The sequence below is a fragment of the Plebeiibacterium sediminum genome (genome assembly GCF_026013605.1).
Taxonomy (GTDB): domain Bacteria; phylum Bacteroidota; class Bacteroidia; order Bacteroidales; family Marinilabiliaceae; genus Saccharicrinis; species Saccharicrinis sediminus.
The window spans coordinates 90,071-111,592 of record NZ_JAPDPJ010000008.1; the positions used below are offsets into that span (position 1 = coordinate 90,071).

The 21,522-nt window shown below is 35.8% G+C and carries 12 protein-coding genes; all 12 read left to right on the forward strand.

Annotated features, from left to right (window positions below; all coding sequences use genetic code 11):
* Window positions 1–2: 2 nt before the first annotated feature.
* Window positions 3–644: a DUF3826 domain-containing protein gene (locus OM075_RS05775; RefSeq protein WP_301189537.1), complete on the forward strand. Its 642-nt coding sequence runs from the start codon at window positions 3–5 to the stop codon at window positions 642–644.
* 1 nt (window position 645) lies between these two features.
* The gene (locus OM075_RS05780) at window positions 646–1,737 is read left to right on the forward strand and encodes a sialidase family protein (RefSeq protein ID WP_301189538.1); all 1,092 of its coding nucleotides are present in this window, start codon (window positions 646–648) and stop codon (window positions 1,735–1,737) included.
* Window positions 1,738–2,124: 387 nt separating this feature from the next.
* Window positions 2,125–3,519, forward strand: coding sequence for a hypothetical protein (locus OM075_RS05785; protein WP_301189539.1), 1,395 nt, complete (start codon window positions 2,125–2,127; stop codon window positions 3,517–3,519).
* Between the two features lie 37 nt (window positions 3,520–3,556).
* Window positions 3,557–4,465 (forward strand): sugar phosphate isomerase/epimerase family protein, encoded by a 909-nt coding sequence (locus OM075_RS05790; protein WP_301189540.1) that lies wholly within the window; start codon window positions 3,557–3,559, stop codon window positions 4,463–4,465.
* 29 nt (window positions 4,466–4,494) lie between these two features.
* Entirely contained in the window at window positions 4,495–6,474 is a 1,980-nt protein-coding gene (locus tag OM075_RS05795) for a right-handed parallel beta-helix repeat-containing protein (protein WP_301189541.1), read from the forward strand.
* Between the two features lie 101 nt (window positions 6,475–6,575).
* Entirely contained in the window at window positions 6,576–7,544 is a 969-nt protein-coding gene (locus OM075_RS05800) for a pectinesterase family protein (RefSeq protein WP_301189542.1), read from the forward strand.
* 206 nt (window positions 7,545–7,750) lie between these two features.
* Window positions 7,751–8,353, forward strand: a complete 603-nt coding sequence (locus OM075_RS05805; protein WP_301189543.1) for an SET domain-containing protein — start codon at window positions 7,751–7,753, stop codon at window positions 8,351–8,353.
* Between the two features lie 368 nt (window positions 8,354–8,721).
* Entirely contained in the window at window positions 8,722–11,538 is a 2,817-nt protein-coding gene (locus OM075_RS05810; RefSeq protein WP_301189544.1) for a glycoside hydrolase family 78 protein, read from the forward strand.
* A 5-nt stretch (window positions 11,539–11,543) separates the two neighbouring features.
* A complete protein-coding gene (locus tag OM075_RS05815; RefSeq protein WP_301189545.1) occupies window positions 11,544–13,580 on the forward strand; it encodes an aceric acid hydrolase in 2,037 nt (678 codons plus the stop codon).
* A 32-nt stretch (window positions 13,581–13,612) separates the two neighbouring features.
* A complete protein-coding gene (locus tag OM075_RS05820; protein WP_301189546.1) occupies window positions 13,613–16,327 on the forward strand; it encodes an alpha-d-galacturonidase in 2,715 nt (904 codons plus the stop codon).
* Window positions 16,328–16,355: 28 nt separating this feature from the next.
* The gene (locus tag OM075_RS05825) at window positions 16,356–19,925 is read left to right on the forward strand and encodes a malectin domain-containing carbohydrate-binding protein (RefSeq protein ID WP_301189547.1); all 3,570 of its coding nucleotides are present in this window, start codon (window positions 16,356–16,358) and stop codon (window positions 19,923–19,925) included.
* Between the two features lie 388 nt (window positions 19,926–20,313).
* Window positions 20,314–21,411 carry a glycoside hydrolase family protein gene (locus tag OM075_RS05830; RefSeq protein ID WP_301189548.1) on the forward strand — a complete coding sequence of 366 codons (1,098 nt, stop codon included), beginning with the start codon at window positions 20,314–20,316 and terminating at the stop codon, window positions 21,409–21,411.
* The last annotated feature ends 111 nt before the right edge of the window (window positions 21,412–21,522 follow it).

Genomic DNA, 21,522 nt, shown 5'->3' on the forward strand with positions numbered 1-21,522 from the left:
TTATGAAGGTACTTAGAAAATATACACTAATATTTGTTTTATTGAGTCTTGTCAGTTCAATTTATGCCAAAGAATTGTCTGATCTGGAAAAGAAAGCTACAGAATGGATTAAGACTTTGGAACTAAACGATAATGCAAAAGAGAAACGTTTAATTAAAGTTGTAACAGAGCATCTTACAGCAGTTAAAGAATGGCACGATTCTCATCCTTTTTCAATGGTTCCTGCGGGTATTAACCCACGGACAGGTGATAAACTAACAGATTTGGATCGTCAGATTATCGTGGATTCCTCAATTCCGGCAACTGTGCACGAAAATTTAATGGATGGGTTAAGAGAAGATTTAACCACAGAGCAGGTAGAAAAAGTATTGGATTGCTATACTGTTGGTAAAGTCGCTTTTACAATGAAAGCATATAAGGAGATTGTTCCGAATATGACTACAAAGGAAGAAGAAGTGATTCTTGGGAACTTGAAAAAAGCCAGAGAAATGGCTGTTGATTATAAAAGTATGAAAGAGATTTCTGCTATTTTCGAGATTTATAAAACAAAAAATGAGCAATACCTTAATAGTAATGGACGCAACTGGCACCAGATGTATAAAGATTACGTAAAGGCTCTTAAGGAAAAGAAAAATAAAAAATAATATGATGTCATTAAAGAGAATTTTATCGTTGAGTTTATTTCTTGGATTGGTAATTTTTAGTGCGCAAGCCAAGAAAGACAAGTGGAAGAAAGGAATAATTACAGAGCAATTTATTTATGAAAAAGCGGATTTTCCATCTTGTCATGCCGGAACATTAGCTGAAACACCCGAAGGAATAGTAGCTGCTTTTTTTGGAGGCGAGTATGAACGTCATCCAGAAGTTTGTATCTACGTTAGTCATCTTAAAGATGGTAAATGGTCTAAACCAATGAACGTGGCCAACGGAATTCAAAATGACACATTGCGTTATCCAACATGGAATCCGGTTTTATATCAAATTCCTGGAGGTGATCTTTTACTTTTTTATAAAGAGGGACCTAAACCTCAGGATTGGTGGGGAATGATTAAACGTTCGTCTGATAATGGTCATACCTGGAGCGAAGCAGAAAAAATGCCTGAAGGTTACATAGGACCGGTCAAAAACAAGCCTATTCTATTGGATGATGGAACATTAATCTGTCCTTCTTCAAAAGAAATTAAAGGTTGGGAAGTACATTTCGAAACTACAAAAGATTGGGGTAAAACCTGGGAAACCACAAAGGCTATTAATAAATACAAGGTTCATAACATTATTCAGCCAAGTATTTTAAAGCATAAAGATGGTACATTACAAATCCTTTGTCGTAGTAAAAATGGTGTTGTGGTAACTGCTTATTCTCACGATAATGGTAAAACATGGGGATTAACTCAGGATACAGAATTACCTAATAACAATTCAGGTACAGATGCTGTAACCTTAGCTGATGGTCGTCATTTAATTATCTATAATCATGCTAAAACACCTATGAATGCCTCAAAAGGACATCGAACTCCTTTAAATGTTGCAGTAAGTAAAGATGGTGTTAAATGGTATGCTTCATTAGTTTTGGAAGATTCAGAAATTAGTCAGTATTCATATCCAGCAGTAATTCAATCAGCTGATGGAATGGTTCACTTTATTTACACCTGGAGACGTGAGCGTATGAAATATGTAAAAGTAGATCCTTCTAAGTTACGTATGAAGCTGATTAAAGATGAAAAATGGCCTGAATAGCAGAATTTAGGTTAAGAGATTAATAAAACGGTATGGTAATCAACTCTCCTCCTTATCAAGGAGGAGTACCTCGACGTAGGAGAGGGGAGGTGGTTTTTAATACTTCAGTTTAATTTGAAATGTTTAACGACTAGTTATAAAACCACCTCCCGGTTCGTACCTCACCGTACTCCTCCTTTTAAAGGAGGAGAGTTGATTTTGCTTCTCAAAAAATTATAGATTTAAGAAATCTTAAGATACTCAGAGGTGAAGCATCGGGAATTTAAAGCTTTGTAAGGGTGACATAATTAAAAAGGATAAAGAGAATAAGGCAAATGGATTAAAGGTTAAATTCATCATTTATATTCTCATTTCTCTTATCTCTAGTCTTTTATCTAAAAATATAAAATGAAAAAAATAACTATATTTTTTTGTCTGATTATGATAACGTTTACATGCGCTATCGCACAAAATTCAGACAATAAGTTTGCCCGTCCGTTAAAGGATGTATTGAAAGATATTGAGCAGGAGTACAATGTGAAACTGCGTATTTCAGATAAGGATGTAGAAGGAAAAATATTGAATTATGCCAACTGGCGTTTCAGAGCGGATGTAGAAGAAACATTAAAAAATGTATTGGCTCCTTTTGATTTAATGGCGCTTCCGGATAATGGAGAAAATAAATATAAAATAGAAGAGTTTCGTTATCATCGCAGAACTGTTGAAGAAGGCAAAGAAACATTAGATTATTTAGCTTCTAAATACTCCACTAAGGATGAATGGCAACAACGTCAAGCAAAACTAAAGCAGTGTGTAAAAGAAGCAGTTCGTTTAAACCACATGCCTACGTCCCCGGATAGTAAACCCATCCTAACCAAAATCAGAAAAATGAATGGTTATACTGTGCAAAATATTGCACTTGAAGTATTACCCGGATTTTATGTTTGTGGTTCCATTTACAGACCAGCTAAAATTAAGGGAAAAATCCCAGTGGTTCTTTGTCCAAATGGACACTTTGGAAATGGTCGCTATAATAAAGATATTCAAACCAGATGTGCTGGTTTAGCTCGAATGGGCGCAATGGCAATTAATTATGATTTATTTGCCTGGGGAGAATCTGTTCTGCAAGTTGACCCAAAAACTCACCGTAAAAGTTTAGCCAATACAATACAAGCTTTAAATAGCATTCGTTTATTGGATTATTTGACTTCTTTTAAATATGCTGATACAACCAGAATAGGTATCACCGGAGGTTCCGGCGGTGGAAGTCACTCTATATTAATGTCTGTTTTAGATGATAGAATTGATGTGAGTGTTCCTACTGTTATGATGTCTTCAATTCATTATGGAGGATGCCCTTGTGAAAGTGGAAATCCAATTCATCTTTGCTGTGGTGGTACAAATAATGTGGAGTTGGCAGGAGTGTTCGCACCTAAACCTCAATTGATAATTTCTGATGGAGGTGACTGGACATCTAATGTTCCGGAACTTGAATTTCCATACCTGAAACGCATCTATAATTTCTATGATAATGCAGTAGTAGAAAATGTTCATTTACCTAAAGAGCATCACGATTATGGCCCATTAAAACGTACCGCAATGTATCATTTTATGGCCAAACACTTAAAGTTAGATGAATCTAAAGTATTCAATAAAGAAGGTGAGTTGGATGAATCTGCAATAACAGTAGAAGATGAAAATGCTATGAAAGTCTTCGGTGATAATGGCGAAAAATTACCGAAAACAGCAATTAGGAGTTTTGATGTTCTTGCAAAAGAATTTGAGAGTGCAATTGCACAATAATTGAAAAAAAAACTGGTTTAGTGTAAAATTTAAATCTATGAAGTCTATAAAAAAATCCTATAAAATATTTATTGCTATTGGTTTATTGATAGCAATGATCATATCATGTTGCAACAATAAAAAACACTCAACTGAAGCATCCAAAGAACCAAGGTATAAAGTAGCAGTTTGCGACTGGATGATATTAAAGCGTCAAAAAACCAGTGCATTTGATCGAGCGGTTGAAATTGGTTGCGACGGTCTGGAAGTTGACTTAGGTGGCTTAGGAAAACGACCAACCTTTAAAAATAAGTTTCATAGTGCTATCTGGAGAAAAGAGTTTAAAGAAAAGTCAGCTGCAACCGGAATAGAGATCAGTTCTATTGCGATGTCTGGTTTTTATGCACAAAATTTTGCGGAAAGAGAAGGAATCGATCGTGTTATTGATGATGCTGTTAACTCTGCAGAAATGATGGGCGTAAAAACAATCTTTTTGCCATTGGGTGTTCAGGGGGACTTAACGCAACATCCGGAGCGTAAAGATTCATTAATCAATAATTTAAGAAAAATTGGAGCCAAAGCTGAAGCTGCAGGCGTAGTTGTAGGTATTGAAACCAATTTTGATTCCAAAGCTGAAGTTGAATTTTTAAATGAAATAGGATCAACTGCAGTTAAAAGCTATTTTAATTTTGACAATGCCATTAAACACCAAAAGGATATTTGTGATGAATTAAGAATTCTTGGTAAAGATAGAATTGCTATGATTCATGCTTCAAATACAGATAGTGTTTGGTTGCAAAACGACCCAATGATTGATATGCCAAAAATTAAGAAAACACTTGATGAGATGGGTTGGAGTGGATGGCTTATTATTGAGCGTTCAAGGGATATTACTCAGGTAAGAAATGTAGTAGCTAATTATGGTGCCAATGCTGCTTACCTTAAAAAGATTTTCCAAGCAGAATAATAATATCGAAAATATACAAATTGATCGTAATGAACCAGATAAAGACACTTGGAGTTATCATTGTTTGGAGTTTGTGCAACTTAATATCAGCACAAAATATTTATGTTTCTCCAAATGGAAATGATGCTAATGAAGGGACTGAAGCAAAACCATTGCAGTCGGTTCAAAAAGCAATTCAAAAAGCTCGTGATTTAAGACAACAAAAAGAGACTTCAATTTCTGAGGGTATTCATATCCTTTTAAAAGGAGGAACTTATCAGATCAGTGAGCCTATTTTATTTGGTCCTGAGGATTCTGGTTCAGAATCTTCACCTACAATTATTTCGTCAGCTAATAATGAAAAAGTGATAATTAGCGGAGGTGTAAAAGTTACAGGCTGGCAAAAAGTAGATGGTAATATTTATAAAGCACATCTTAATTCAGATCATAAGCTTCGTACCTTATTTGTAAATGGTAAAAGAATGCACATGGCAGGAACTGATATTCCGGTTTCCGGGTTAGGTGATTGGGGTACGTTTAAAATTAAAGGTAAAGAGCCATGGGCTTATGGAGAAGGATCTGCAATTGATGGAATTAAATTTAGTTCTGAGGATGTAAAAGAATATTCTAATCCTGAGGATATTGAATTGGAGCAATTTAATATTTGGACTGAAAAAATTCTTTGTGCCAGAGATATAAAAAAAATGGGAGATACCACTGTTGTAAAATTGCAGCAACCTTATGGTGCTATTGCAACAACTATGGCCTGGGCAGGAAAAATCAACTACAAAAAAACTTTTGTAATCAGAAATGCCTATGAATTATTGGATGCTCCCGGTGAGTTTTATTTCAATCGTAAAACCAAAACAATCTACTATTACAGCAATGGTGAAGATATGGCCAAAGCTGAGGTGATTGCACCTGTAAGTGAGGGCTTAATTCATATTAAAGGAAACTCAACAGAATCGAGAGTTAAGAATATTCAATTTCAAGGGATCACTTTCTCGTATGATCATTGGCAATTGATGGAGGTTGCTGGTTCGCATGGTTTTGCAGGAATACAAAGTTTAGGTTTAGCAGTTAAATACATACCTGGCGGTAATTGGCATACTACAGAGTATAATAGTACTGATGTTCCCAGAGGTGCTATTCAAGTGGAGAATGCTGAGGGTATTGCTTTCACTCGTAATCGTTTTGAAGGGATTAGTTCTGCAGTAGCCGTTAATATGGTTAACGATGTTAAAAACAGTAAGGTTGAAGGAAACTTCTTTTATGATATGCTGGGTAATGCTGTAAATGTAGGCCATTCTCAGCATTATAAAATTGGTGATGGAGCTATTTTTCCTGAAGGTGTTGAAGGTCTTTGTGAAAATATACAAGTCTCTAATAATTATTTGCGTAATGTTTGTTTGGATTTCAGACAAGTTGAGGGAATTACTGCCTTTTTTGTGGCCAATGTTAGCATAGAACATAATGATATAGAATGGACACCCTATGGAGCAATTACCTGTGGCTGGTGGTGGGGTAATTCCGGAATCCCGGCTTCAACTTTGGCAAAGAACAATTATATCCGCTTTAATAAGGTTGGAAATACCCATCAGGTTTTGGATGATGGAGGAATAATATATGTTTTGGGAGAACAACCTGGTTCTTTAATAGAAGGAAATCACATTTTTAATGGGCCAAGATGTATCTATCCTGATGATGGTTCTGCATACATTACTATAAAGGATAACGTGGTGGATAATGATAGTTATAAATGGATGTGGTTGCATTTATGGACTAAAAGATGTCATGATAATGTAGCCTACAGAAATTATGTAAAGAATAATCTTTTGATGGATAATGGAATCAATAATGTTATTGGAAATACAATATCATTCAGAGAAGATGAATTCTCTGAAGAGGCTCAAAAAATTATTGATAATGCAGGTATTGAGGAAGAATATAAGGATATCATTCCTGTTTCTGAACCAGAAAAATTGAGCATACATCCTAAAGGTTTTAAAGAAAGAGACGTTTTTCATTAAAAAAGTATCTGAAATACCGTTTCCTTCAATGGTAATTTGGAATTTTTGTCGAAATAAATTACACTAGCAGGATAAATTAGTTCTACAATATCAACCAAAAAATGATGATAAAAAACATTACATTGAAAATGAGTCTGTTAATGATGTTGTTGTTAATCGTAACATCCTCATTCGCAGAAGTAAAATATGAAATGACTGTGGCTCAGGATGGCTCTGGTGATTTTACTACCATACAGGATGCGATTAATGCCACAAAAGCTTTTCCGGATAAAAGAGTTACAATAAATATCAGGAATGGTGTTTATCATGAAAAAGTAAAAGTGCACGCATGGAATAATTTGTTGACAATAAAAGGAGAAAGTACTGATAAAACTATTATTACTTATGATGATTATTTTGGTAAAATTGGTTTAGGCAGAAATAGTACCTTTTATACATACACATTATTGATTGATGCAGATGATTGTATTGTTCAGAATTTAACCATTGTCAATAATTCCGGACCTGTAGGACAAGCGGTAGCTTTACATGTAGAGAAAGATCGATGTCAGTTTGTAGATTGTAAAATATTAGGATATCAGGACACAGTATACGCAGCAGGAGAGGGTAGTCGACAGTATTTTTTAAGATGCTACATTGAAGGTTCAGTTGATTTTATTTTTGGTGCTGCTACTGCCTTATTCGATGATTGTACAATAAATAGTAAAACCAATTCATACGTAACTGCAGCCAGTACATTTAAAGGTACTGAATTTGGTTATGTGTTTAAAAACTGTAAGTTAACAGCAGATGAGGGCGTAGATAAGGTTTATTTAGGACGACCATGGCGTATTTATGCTAAAACAGTTTTTATCTCTTGTGAATTAGGAAACCATATTTTGCCTGTAGGCTGGCACAACTGGAAAAAAGCTGAGGCCGAGAAGAATGCTCTATATGCTGAGTTTGATTGCACTGGATCAGGTTTTCAGCCGGAAAAAAGAGTCACTTGGTCTAAACAATTAACTAAAAAGCAAGCTCGTAAGTATACCAAGGAAAATATATTTGGGGATTGGATTCCTATGGTGAAATAATATCTTATATAGGATTATAAATATATCAGGCTAATCTTTTGAGATTAGCCTTTTTTATTGGGTATACCTTTTGTAATAATATTATACAATAGACTTTTGTTGTTAGCAAAAAAATACCGCAAATTGAAAATCTCCTATTAAGTTTATATCTAAATTTGCATCCGTAATTTAATATCATTTTTTAGTCGCTAATTAAACTGCGTTTTATGATTCATCCTCATACCGAATTAAAATATATTAGTGATGAAATTGGCTATGGATTAGTAGCCAAACAATTCATTCCTCAAGGATCAATTATTTGGGTGTTAGACGAACTCGATCGGGAGTTTACACCAGATCAATTGGATATGATGTCTCCTGATTTACGTTCTGTATTTGAAAATTATACGTATCGTAATAATAAAGGAAATTATGTGTTATGCTGGGATCATGGTAGGTTTATGAATCATAGTTTCAATTCAAATTGTATGGCTACACCTTACAATTTTGAGATTGCGATCAGGGATATTCAGCCAGGTGAGCAGCTGACAGATGATTATGGCTATTTAAATATTATAGCTCCGTTTAAAGCTGAAGATGAAGGAACACATAGAAAATATGTTTATCCCGATGATCTGGTAAATTACCATAAGGAGTGGGATGCAATAATAGCTGAAAACTTCAATAAAATTAAAGAAGTTGAACAACCTCTTCGTCCATATTTCTCTGATCGGTTATGGAATGAAATTATTTTGATAACAAAAGGAGAGAGAGCTTTAGATTCAATTCTTTTAAATTATTATAATGCGGAAAAAGTTGATAACGGTTAGGTTAAGAATTGAATAATAGCCATGAAATAATCAGATACGATTCTAAATAAAATAGTTACTAAGATAACTCAGGGAAATCCACAATAATTCAGAAATGAATAGTTGTGGATTTCTTTGTTTATAATCAAATTCTATATTGAAAAAAGCATTAAAAATGATAACGATTACATTCTGTAAAAACCAGAAAAACAAGTAAATAAAATGGTTGATAAATAATAAAATGTAAACGATATATTGGAATTTTAACTTTTATAAACTATTTTTGTATGCTTTATGATCTATGATGGATAACTATTAAAGAAATAAGTGTTTATGTAGTTGTCAGAGGTATATGGACAAAGTAGTTTTAATCCTATAAAAGAAATCTAATGAAATCAAATCGCATGCATTTGAAATATTTTCAAAAATCACTTTTCATATTTTTGGTTTTTACGACACTTGGCTTTATGGAAGTTCAGGGGGCGAAGTCAAAATTAACTGTACAAGATCTTCGTACAGAATACAAAGTAAATCCCATAGGACTAGAGAATTTAAGTCCACGTTTATTTTGGAAATTGTCTTCACAAAATACCAATGTACTGCAGAGTGCTTATCAGATTAAGGCTGCTGCAACAATGGCTGATTTAAAAAGCGAAAATAATTTGTTGTGGAATACCAATAAAGTAAGCTCAGAAGAGTCCATTCAAATTCCATATAAAGGAAACAGTTTAACATCTGGTCAGAAAGTATATTGGCAGGTGCGTGTTTGGGATGCTAACGGAAATATTTCAAATTGGAGTGAAGTAGCTTCTTTTGAAATGGGATTATTAAGTGTTTCAGATTGGAAAGCATCCTGGATTGAGCCTGATATTAGTGAGGATGAAACAAAGCCTTATCCTTCTCCATTGTTAAGAAAAGAAGTTGACTTAAGCAAAGAAATCAGATCAGCTCGTATTTATGCCACTTGCCACGGATTGTATCAAATCAATTTAAATGGAAAGAAAGTTGGTGATGAATTCTTTACTCCGGGTTGGACGAGTTATCATAGTAATCTTCAGTATCAGGTATACGATGTAACGGCTCAATTAAAAAAAGGGAAAAATGCCATAGGTGTTATTCTTGGTGATGGATGGTATCGTGGGCCTTTGGTTTGGCAGGGAAATAAAAATCTATACGGTAAAAAATCAGGGTTGCTTTTTCAAATGGAAGTGACTTATACAGATGGTTCAAAAGAAACCATCGTGTCAGATAATAGTTGGAAAGCATCTACAGGTGCCATCTTAAAATCTGAAATTTATGATGGAGAACTTTATGATGCCAGATTAGAAAAAGAAGGATGGGATAAGTCAAATTTCGATGATAGTAAATGGAGTAAGTGTATTGAAAAAGAATATGATAATTCAATTTTAACTGCCTCAGTTGGTGTTCCGGTTAGAATTACTGAAGAATTAAAACCCATTCAAAAAATCATTACTCCAAAAGGTGAATTGGTATTTGATTTTGGACAAAACATGGTGGGTTGGGTCCAGTTTAAACTACAAGGAGAAAAAGGAAGTAAGATAACTATTCAACATGCTGAAGTACTTGATCAGGAAGGTAACTTTTATATCGATAATTTAAGAGTGGCCCAACAAAAGGATCAATATATTTTTAATGGTGAAGGAGTTGAAGAGTTTCAACCTCATTTTACTTTTCATGGCTTTAGATATATCAAAATTTCAGATTACAAAGGTGAGGTTTCCTTAAATGATATTACAGGAAAAGTAATCCATTCTGATATGGATCCTATCGGGGATTTTGAGTGTTCAGATACTTTGGTAAATCGTCTACAAAAAAATATTCAATGGGGATTAAGAGGGAACTTTCTTGATGTTCCTACAGATTGTCCTCAACGCGATGAACGTTTAGGCTGGACCGGAGATGCTCAGGTTTTTGCATCCACAGCTTGTTTTAATATGAATGCAGCTCCATTTTATACTAAGTGGATGAAAGATTTCATCGTAGATCAAAAAGCCGATGGTAGTGTGCCATGGGTAGTTCCAAATGTTGTTGAAAACGGAGGAGGAACCGGATGGTCAGATGGCTTTGGTGCTACAGGTTGGGCTGATGCAGCAGTCATCATTCCATGGACAGTATATCAATCATATGGGGATACTCAAATTTTAGAGAATCAGTATGCGTCAATGAAGGCATGGGAAGAATATATGATCAAGCATTCAGGCGATAGATATATTTTTGATTATGGATTCCACTTTGGAGATTGGTTGGCCTTTGCAGAATATATGAGTTACAAATACAATGCTCCGGATTATGGTTTTGCAGGTGCTCATACCGATAAAGATTTAATTGCCACAGCGTATTATTATTATACAACTGGGTTAATGCAAAAAATAGCCGCAATTTTAGGTAAAGATGAGGATGCAAAAAGATACGAATCCATCCGTCCTAAAATTAAGGCCGCATTTAAAAAGGAATATGTTACAGCGACCGGACGTTTAAGTTCGAACACGCAGACCGCCTATATTTTGGCTTTATCATTCGGAATAATGCCTGACGAATTCAAAGAAACTGCAGCACAAAGATTAGCAGATAATATCAATGAATTAGATCATTTAACCACTGGTTTTTTAGGAACACCTTTGATTTGTCAGGCATTATCTGAAAACGGTTTTTCGGATATAGCATATAAATTACTTTTCAATAAACGATATCCTTCATGGTTATATCCTGTAACCATGGGCGCAACTACAATTTGGGAGCGTTGGGATGGAATTAAGCCAGATGGATCTTTTCAGGATGTAGGCATGAACTCATTCAATCATTATGCCTATGGAGCGGTTGGTAATTGGTTGTATACTCAGGTAGCAGGTGTTCAAATTGATCCGGAAAAGCCAGGATATAAGCATATTATCATTAAACCTCAATTATCCGATCAGCTTACCTATGCAAAAGCAAATATTGAGTCTATGTATGGTGAAATAAATTCTCATTGGCAAAAACAAGAGGATGGATCTTTACTACTTAAAGTAACTGTACCAGCCAATACAACAGCTTCTGTATTTGTACCAGCTTCTACAACATCAGGTTTGTATGTCAATGGCAAAGAAATTTCAAAAGCAAAAATCAAGTATACTGAACCATCAAATGGATATGTGAAAGTTGAAGTGGGATCAGGTAATTATCAATTTAAGACAACGCAAAAATAATAATAATGAAAAGGGTACTTCCGGGATTTTTAATTGTGGCAGCAAGTGTTTTTAGTGGATTTCAACTTAAGGCACAGGAAAAGAGTTTGATAAATACATCGCAGAGTCCGTATGTTAAAATGAGTAACATAGATATGGATGATGTACAGTGGACTGATGGTTTTTGGGCAGAACGTTTTGATGTTTGTAAAAAGACTATGGTTCCATTTATGTGGAGCATATTAAATGATCCGGAAATCAGTCATTCTTTTCGAAATTTTGAGATTGCGGCAGGGCATGAAGATGGTGTTCATTCTGGACCTCCGTTTCATGATGGTGATTTTTATAAGTGGTTTGAGTCTGCAGCAATGGTTTATGCCGTAACAAAGGATAAAGAGCTAGATAAACTGATGGATAAAATTATTGCGATCATTGGTGAGGCTCAACGTGAAGATGGATACATCCATACGCCTGTAAATATTGAACAACGTCAGCACCCTGAGCAAAAGAAAGAATTCGCAGAACGTTTGGATTTTGAAACCTATAATTTAGGTCATTTAATGACTGCAGCTTGTGTGCATTATCGTGTAACAGGTAAAACTACCATGCTTGATTTAGCAAAAAAAGCAACGGATTATTTATATGGTTTTTATAAAAGATCTTCAGCAGAATTAGCACGCAATGCTATTTGTCCATCTCATTATATGGGAGTAGTGGAAATGTATAGAACTACCAGAGAACCTCGATATTTAGAGTTAGCTGAAAAATTAATCGAAATTCGAGATTTGGTTGAAAATGGCAGTGATCACAATCAGGATCGTATTCCTTTCAGAGAACAACATGAAGCTATTGGTCATGCAGTACGAGCTAATTACATGTATGCCGGTGTGGCTGATGTTGTGGCTGAAACTGGTGATACCACCTTATTAAAGCCTTTGGAATTAATTTGGGAAGACCTTGTAAATCGTAAGATGTACATTACAGGTGCATGTGGTGCCTTATACGATGGTGTTTCACCGGATGGAACTACTTACGATCAACCAAGAATTCAACAAGTTCACCAGGCTTATGGAAGAGATTATCAGTTACCCAATGCTACAGCTCATAATGAATCATGTGCCAATATTGGTAATATGATCTGGAATTGGAGAATGTTACAAATTACAGGCGAAGAGCGTTATGCAGATGTAATGGAACAAACTTTATATAATAGTGTACTTTCGGCAGTTAGTCTTGATGGAAAGCGATTCTTTTATACAAATCCGCTTTGTGTGAATAATGATTTGCCTTACACTTTACGATGGTCTAAAGATCGTGAGGAATATATCACATTATGTAACTGCTGTCCGCCAAATGTGGCCAGAACTGTTGCTGAGGTAAGTAATTATGCTTACAGTGTTAGTGATAAAGGTCTATGGTGCCACATGTACAGTGGAAACAAACTGGATACAAAATTAAAAGATGGTTCAAGTGTTGAATTAGAGCAGGTAACCAAGTATCCATGGGATGGCGATATTAAAATTACCATGAATAAGGTTCCTAAAAATGCTTTTTCAATGTATTTAAGAATACCATCATGGTGTGGTGCTGCAAAATTAATGGTGAATGGTAAAACTGTTGATGCTATTGTGGCTCCTGGAAAATATGCAGAGATAAACAGAAGCTGGAAAAAAGGTGATGTTGTAGAGTTAATCTTACCAATGGAAGCTAAATTAATTGAAGCAAATCCGTTGGTAGAGGAAACCCGTAATCAGGTTGCAGTAAAAAGAGGACCAATAGTATATTGTTTGGAATCTCCGGATGTTGATGGAGCCCGTATTTTTGACATAGCCTTACCTTCCGATATAAAATTAACTCCCGAATCAACTGTAATTGCAGATAGTAAAATTACCACTCTTGTAGGTGAAGCCAATCTTACAAAAGAAAAAGAGTGGAGTAATCAGTTATATCGTGAAATATCATCAGATGATGCTAAAAAAGTTAAAGTAAGATTAATTCCTTACTATGCCTGGGATAACAGAGGAAAATCAGAAATGACTGTTTGGATTCCTTTAGCGAGATAATTAATTGTAAAAGGAAGCAAAATATAAAATCAATGATAAAAAATCTACAATATTTATACCTCCTGGTTCTTTTAATAGGAATCACTTCTTGTGGTAAATCAAAGGTTCATCTTGTATTGCAGGAAGGAGCTCATACCAGAACTGTTTTTGGAGCTGAAAGGTTACAAAATACATTAGATGCTGTTGGGTATGAGATCGTGCAAGGTGAAGGACAAAAGGATCTTTTATCCATAAGAGTTTGTGAAGTTTCAGATGTTGAGACAGTGCTGTCATCTGATGAAAAAGCAAAACTAAAAGCAAAAGAAAGCTTTCTGATTAAGACTGTTGGTAATGAAGTTTTAGTTTGTGGAGGAGATGCTTCCGGTTCATTATATGCCTGCATGGAGTTAGCTAAACAGGTAAAAGAGAATGGTGGTGTGCCAGAAAATATAAATTTCTTTGATCAACCCGAAATGGTTTTAAGAGGAACTTGTATCGGGATGCAAAAAACTGATTTCCTTCCGGGAAGAATGGTTTATGAGTATCCATATACTCCTGAGAATTTCCCTTGGTTTTATGATAAAAAATTATGGATTGAGTATTTGGATATGTTGGTTGAAAATCGATATAATTCCTTGTACTTATGGAATGGTCATCCGTTTGCTTCATTGGTTAAATTAAAGGATTATCCTTATGCCGTAGAGGTAGGTGATGAGACTTTTAAAAAGAATGAAGAGATGTTTGAGTTCTTAACGGAAGAGGCAAACAAAAGAGGCATCTTTGTGATTCAGATGTTCTACAATATTATTCTTTCAAAGCCATTTGCCGAACATCATGGTTTAAAAACTCAGGAACGTAGTCGACCAATTACTCCACTTATTGCAGATTATACGCAAAAGTCAATTACTGCATTTATTGAAAAATATCCCAATGTTGGATTATTGGTTACTTTGGGTGAAGCCATGCACACTATCGATGATGATGTAAAGTGGTTTACTGAAACAATTATTCCTGGAGTAAAAGATGGTTTAAAAGCTCTTGGCAGAACCGATGAACCTCCAATTGTATTAAGAGGTCACGATACAGATGCCGCTAAAGTAATGGAAGCAGCACTACCTATCTATAAGAACTTGTATACCATGTTTAAATATAATGGTGAGTCATTGACTACATATGAACCACGTGATGATTGGCAGTCAATACCAAAAGGATTAAGCGAGCTGGGTTCTGTTCATATTTCTAATGTGCATATAATGGCTAATCTGGAGCCTTTCCGTTATTCATCTCCTGATTTTATTCAAAAGAGTGTGAAGGCGATGCACAATATTCAAGGTGCCAACGGCTTGCATTTGTATCCTCAGGCTTCCTACTGGGATTGGCCATATACTGCAGATAAAACAACGCCAAGATTAAAGCAAATTGACAGGGATTGGATGTGGTATGAAACATGGGCTCGTTACGCATGGAATTGCCACAGGGATAGAAAAGAGGAAGTGGCCTATTGGTCTGATATTTTGGATCATTACTATCAATGTGGTGATCAGGGGAAGAATATTTTGGAAGCTTATGAGCAAACAGGAGAAATTGCCCCAAAGTTATTGCGCACCTTTGGTATTTCTGATGGTAACAGACAAACTTTGTTGTTGGGGATGTTCATGGGACAATTGGTGAATCCATTTAAATATCATGTTTATAAAAACTTCCTGTCCTCAAATGGTCCTGTTGGAGAAATCCTTATAGATTATGCTGAAAAGGAATGGAAAGGAGAGCAACATGTTGGAGAAACACCACCTCAAATTATTAAAGAGGTTGTGGAGCATGGAAAATTAGCTGTAGCAGCAATTGAAGAGGCATCAAAAAATATTGGGACTAATCAGGAAGAATTTGAAAGGTTGAAGAATGATGTTTACTGCTATAACGATATTGCCAATTGTTTTTCAGATAAAGTAAATGCTGCCTTGTTAGTGCTTAGATATAAATACTCCAATGATATAAAAGATCTGGAACATGCAGAAGTTTTTCTTGAGAGTAGCCTGAAGCATTACACAAGTTTGGTGAATAGAACTAAAGATACCTATCTGTATGCTAACAGTATGCAAACAGCCATGCGTAGAGTTCCTATAGCTGGAAAAGGAGGAATTAATAAGCATTGGGATGAATTATTACCTCATTTTCAAAAAGAATTGGAAGTGTTTAAGCGAAATATAGAAACACTTAAAGCCAATGGAGGTGCTAAAATCTCTGAAGAACTTAAAGTTTATGATCCTGTTGAAGTGAAAATACTAAATAAAGGAGTTAAGAGATACTCTTTGACTAAAGGACAACAGGTTTATAGCGATAATAAAACTATGATAAACGGAGTTTGTGATGAGTTACAAAAACTTTCCGGAGTTCAATTTTCAGATATGCAACAGCAAGCAGAAGGTACCATACTAAAATTTGAAAATAAAAAGCCTGTTAAAGTATTAGTAGGTTACTTCAATACAAATAGTTATACCATTTTGGAACCGCCAACGCTTGAAACAAATGCGCTGGCAAATGATCGTGGTCAGGCAGATATTAAAATAGCAAATGCACTTGATGTACCAGGTTTGTATCCGGTTAATGTGTATAGTTATCTATACGAACCAGGAGTTAATGAGTTAAAGTTAGGGAAAGGCCGTGTGTTAATTCTTGGTTTTATCGATGGCAACGAAGAAATTATGATACATGATGCCGGAGTGGGTGGTACAGAAGATGGAGCTGCAGTAGATTGGTTATTTTATTAAATAGAGTCGAAAAGAAAACCATAAAGAAATGATGAGTTTATTAAGATTTAGGGGAATTGGATATTTATTAATTGCTGGTTTAATTCTATTCACAGGATGTTCTGAGAAAAATTCTTTGAGACAAGATATTCTATTGAATGAAGATTGGCTGACTATTGCTAATGATTCAGATAAAACAGCCTTCAATGGATTTGAAGATGCTGAGTTTAGCACTGAAGATTGGTTGAGTGTGGATGTGCCTCATAATTGGGATGATTATGGTGGTTATCGCAGAATGATGCATGGAAATCGTCATGGATATGCGTGGTACCGCAAAGAGTTTATGGTGCAAAAGCAAACTGATGATAAACGTTATTTCCTGTTTTTTGAAGGTGTGGGTTCTTATGCTACTGTATGGGTAAACGGACAAAAAGTAGGTTATCATGCCGGAGGAAGAACAACTTTTACTTTGGATATTACTGAGGCTGTAAAATTTGATCAAAAGAATATTCTGGCAGTACAAGCAGATCATCCATCTGATATCAGGGATTTACCTTGGGTTTGTGGAGGATGTAGTCCTGAATGGGGATTTTCTGAAGGAAGTCAGCCAATGGGAATTTTTCGACCTGTTCATCTGATTGTGACAAATTCGGTTAGGGTTGAGCCTTTCGGGGTTCATATCTGGAATGATAATCAAATTACGAAAGAAAAAGCACATTTAAATATTGAAGTTGAACTGAAAAACTATGGTTCAAAACCAAGAAAGATAGAGCTGGTTAACAGTTTTAAGGATGCGCTTGGAAATGAAGTAGCAGTTGCTATTGAAAAGTTTGAAATTGCTCCCGGAGCGACTGATACTATTGCTCAGGAAATTAAAGATATTCATCATCCTCATTTATGGTCGGTTGAAAATCCGTACTTATATCACATGGAAACTAAAATTTATGAGGGTAATAAATTGGTCGATGAGATTACGACTCCCTATGGAATCCGCTGGATTAAATGGGATATTAAAGGTGAAAATGCCACCAACAGATTTTATTTAAATGATGAACCTGTTTTTATAAACGGAACTGCAGAGTATGAGCATATCTTAGGTCAGAGTCATGCATTCTCTGATGAGCAGGTACAGGCTCGTGTAGATCAGATATTGTCAATGGGTTACAACTCATTCCGGGATGCTCATCAACCTCATAATTTTCGTTATCATGAAGCTTGGGATCAAAATGGAATTTTATGGTGGACTCAGATGGCAGCTCATATTTGGTTTGATACACCAGAGTTTAGGGAAAACTTTAAAATGCTGCTTCGTGATTGGGTAAAAGAAAGAAGAAATAGTCCTTCAATTATTCTTTGGGGATTGGAAAATGAAAGTACGCTTCCTGAAGATTTCGCCAGAGAGTGTTCAGATATTATCAGAGAATTAGATCCAACGACTTCATCGCAACGATTGGTTACAACTTGTAATGGAGGTTCTGGTACAGATTGGAATGTAATTCAAAACTGGTCGGGAACTTATGGCGGTAAACCTGAAATTTATGATCAGGAAATATCAAAGCAATTATTAAACGGTGAGTATGGTGCCTGGAGAAGTATTGATTTACATTCAGAGGGAGAGTTTGACGCTAATGGGGTGTTAAGTGAAGATAGAATGACCCTATTGATGGAATCAAAAATTAGATTGGCAGAAAAGGCTTCTGATAAATGTTGTGGTCAGTATCATTGGTTATTTAATTCTCACGACAACCCGGGAAGAACACAAGGAGGTGAAGGGTTCAGAGATATGGATCGTCTGGGGCCAATCAATTATAAAGGTGCAGTTTCTATCTGGGGGGAACCTTTGGATGTATTCTATATGTTTCGCTCTAATTATGTGGACAATAAAAAAGAACCTATGGTTTATATTGCTTCTCATACCTGGCCAGATCGCTGGACTGAACCGGGCATCAAAGATGGTATCAGAGTCTATTCTAATTGTGATGAGGTAGAACTTTTCAATGGAGTTAATAAAAACTCATTGGGCCGTCAGAAAAGAGGAGGTATTGGAACTCACTTTGTATTTAATCAGGTTGATATACAAACCAATGTTTTATATGCTGTTGGATATGTTGAAGGAGAAAAAGTTGCAGAAGATTACATCGTTATGCATCATTTACCTCAGGGTGTTGATATCAAGCTATTGCAAGGAGATGTTGCTCCATTGATGGAGGCAGATTCTGACTGGAATACAATTTACAGGGTGAATTGTGGTGGAAGTGATTATATCGACCAACAAGGAAATGTTTGGATGGCAGATGTTCACAACATAAGTAATGATACCTGGGGTTCTTTATCATGGACGGATGATTATCCTGGCTTACCTGCATTTTATGGTAGTCAGCGACAAACGCATGATCCAATAGAAGGTACAGATGAATGGCCATTAATTCAGACATTCAGATATGGCCGCCATAAATTAAAATATCACTTTCCTGTAGCTGATGGAAAGTACAAAGTGGATATGTATTTTGTTGAACCATGGTACGGAACCGGAGGTGGTTTAGATTGTAAGGGATGGCGAATTTTTGATGTGGCTGTTAACAATAGTACAGTACTAGATGATTTAGATATCTGGCAGGAAGCAGGTCATGATAAATTATTGAAAAAGACCATTGAAGTAGATGTTAAAGGCGGTAGTCTGGATATATCCTTTCCTAAAGTAAAATCAGGACAGGCAGTCGTTTCAGCCATTGCAATTTCAGCTCTGGATTCAAATGCAAAAGCTGCTCCGGCATCAGAGAGCCTAATAACAAATCTAAAGGTTCAAGGTGGAGATCAAGATAATTGGAAGGCTGAAACCTGGATGGATACTGGTATAAAGCAATATTCAGATAGTGAGCAGGCATTTTCATCTATTCCACCGGTTTTATATGGTGCAGAATGGATTAAAAGTCCTTCAATAATACAAGCAGAAAATAGTAGTGTAATAGCTTCTTTTAAGCTAAGTGCTGATGCCGATGTTTATATCGGAATTGATTCTTCAATGACAACTTTACCATTATGGATGAAAGACTTTTTACCATCTGATAAGATAATTGAATCAGTATCTGATGAAAAGGCGAAATTTATTCTTTATCAAAAGAAATTCTTAAAAGGACAAACTGTTGAGTTATTGCCAGCATCAGAAGCTAAAGAACAAAAGATGTATGTGGTAGCTGCAGTTCCTGTTTCAACATTAGATAAAGCCATCGACCTAAGAAAAACTGTTTCTTACCAGGCTGAAGATGGAAAACGTTGGGGTAATGCACAACAGGTAAAATTCATGAAAAAGGATTGCATCATTGTTCCGGATAAAAATGGAAGCATTGGTTTCGTATTTAAAGTTGGCTTGGCTTCAAAATATGGATTACAATTCCGCTTTATGAATATGGCAAATCATGAGATTGATGCTGATGTTGAAATTTTAGCAGCCGATGGTCGTTTAATGTGGGATGGCTCTTGGACATTTCCTTCAGCAAACATCAAATGGAAAAGCTTTAGAACAGATACTCAAACAACCATTAATGCCGGAACCTATACCATTAAAATCACACCTAAAGAAAAAGGCCCGCTGTATTTTGATTGGGTGAAAGTACAATAAGAGGGTTAAAGGTTAAGGGGTAAAGGGTAACAAGGAACAAGGAGAAAGGAACAAGAATTGGCCTAGTGCATAGAGCGAAGAGCTTTGAGTATCTTGTTAGAATTAGAAAGATAAATCTCTTAAGAATGGTTCTTTCGGCATCAGCAGGTGAACCATATGCTAGTTCGCGATTTTATCACGTTCTGTAAATTAAAATATTAATAGATAACGTTATACGATGCAATCGTGCGACAACAAGTGGCAGTAAGAAGGTTAAAGGAACAAGGAAAAGGACTGAAAGTCCGATATAAAATAGCCAGGGGTTTTAGCCCCGGTAAAGTTGATGCAATACAATTAAACAAATTATCAAATCAACAAATCGAAAAAAAATAATAAAAACTATACCGTGATGAAGACATTAAATGTATTGGTGATAATTGCTGTGGTGCTTGCAGCCTTTACAAGTTGTAAAAAAGAATTGCCAAAAACTGTGTCAAAGGAAAAGATGCAGGAGATCTATGAGGAAGTAAAAACGCCATATAAATATGGATTGGTAATGGTTCCTGAAGATGATTCTAAGAAAATGGATTGTCCTACTGTATATCGAAAAGGTGACAAGTGGTTTATGACCTATTTTGTTTTTGATGGTCGCGGATATGAAACCTGGTTAGCTCAGAGTGATGATTTATTACATTGGGATAACATGGGTAAAGTGATGTCTTTTTCTGATACAACAGATTGGGATAGCAATCAAAAAGCAGGTTACCCAAGTTTACAAGATCCGGAGTGGGGAGGAAGCTATGAATTGGAACAGTTTGATGGCAAGTATTGGATGCCATATTTTGGTGGTAATTCACGAGGATACGAAAAAGGTTTGCTATCAATAGGTATGGCTCACACAGAAAAGGATCCAACAACTGTACACCTTTGGGACAGAGAAAAAGAGCCTATTTTTATGGCTACAGATGAAGATGTACGTTGGTGGGAGAACAGCACCATCTATAAAACATGGGTCTTATTCGATAGAAGCAAAACTACCGGATATCCATTTGTAATGTATTACAATGCAAGGGGTGATAGTATTAATCCAAACAGAGGTGCAGAACGTATTGGTATGGCTGTGTCAAATGATATGGTAAACTGGGAGCGTTTTGGTACCGATCCTGTAATCAATCACCATAAAGGAATCTCTGGTGATGCGGTGATTCAAAAGATTGATGATGTTTCGGTAATGTTTTATTTCGGTGCTTTTTGGCCTACTCGTAAAGATTACGATGCATTTAACCGCTTTGCTTGTTCTTATGATCTTGTTAACTGGACAGAGTGGGATGGTAAAGATTTAGTATTCCCATCAGAGCCTTACGATAACTGGTTTGCTCACAAATCATATGTTGTTAAGCACGATGGTGTGGTTTACCACTTTTATTGTGCTACAAATCGCGATCAACAAAGAGGCATCGCTGTGGCAACGTCAAAAGATTTAGGAAAGAGTGAGTTAACTTATTAATATAAACCACCCCGTCAGATTCTCGTACCTCGCATCTGCCACCCCTCCTTAAAAGGCGGGGAATGTTGTCAAGAGAAACGATTCCTCTTTCGAAGGATACATTAGTAAGTG

Excerpts from the sequence above, each read along its gene's own strand:
- OM075_RS05795 (WP_301189541.1), top strand. The coding sequence starts at position 4,495 with ATGAACCAGATAAAGACACTTGGAGTTATCATTGTTTGGAGTTTGTGC.
- OM075_RS05815 (WP_301189545.1), top strand. The coding sequence starts at position 11,544 with ATGAAAAGGGTACTTCCGGGATTTTTAATTGTGGCAGCAAGTGTTTTT.
- OM075_RS05825 (WP_301189547.1), top strand. The coding sequence starts at position 16,356 with ATGATGAGTTTATTAAGATTTAGGGGAATTGGATATTTATTAATTGCT.
- OM075_RS05810 (WP_301189544.1), top strand. The coding sequence starts at position 8,722 with ATGAAATCAAATCGCATGCATTTGAAATATTTTCAAAAATCACTTTTC.
- OM075_RS05775 (WP_301189537.1), top strand. The coding sequence starts at position 3 with ATGAAGGTACTTAGAAAATATACACTAATATTTGTTTTATTGAGTCTT.
- OM075_RS05805 (WP_301189543.1), top strand. The coding sequence starts at position 7,751 with ATGATTCATCCTCATACCGAATTAAAATATATTAGTGATGAAATTGGC.
- OM075_RS05820 (WP_301189546.1), top strand. The coding sequence starts at position 13,613 with ATGATAAAAAATCTACAATATTTATACCTCCTGGTTCTTTTAATAGGA.
- OM075_RS05830 (WP_301189548.1), top strand. The coding sequence starts at position 20,314 with ATGAAGACATTAAATGTATTGGTGATAATTGCTGTGGTGCTTGCAGCC.
- OM075_RS05785 (WP_301189539.1), top strand. The coding sequence starts at position 2,125 with ATGAAAAAAATAACTATATTTTTTTGTCTGATTATGATAACGTTTACA.
- OM075_RS05800 (WP_301189542.1), top strand. The coding sequence starts at position 6,576 with ATGATGATAAAAAACATTACATTGAAAATGAGTCTGTTAATGATGTTG.
- OM075_RS05780 (WP_301189538.1), top strand. The coding sequence starts at position 646 with ATGATGTCATTAAAGAGAATTTTATCGTTGAGTTTATTTCTTGGATTG.
- OM075_RS05790 (WP_301189540.1), top strand. The coding sequence starts at position 3,557 with ATGAAGTCTATAAAAAAATCCTATAAAATATTTATTGCTATTGGTTTA.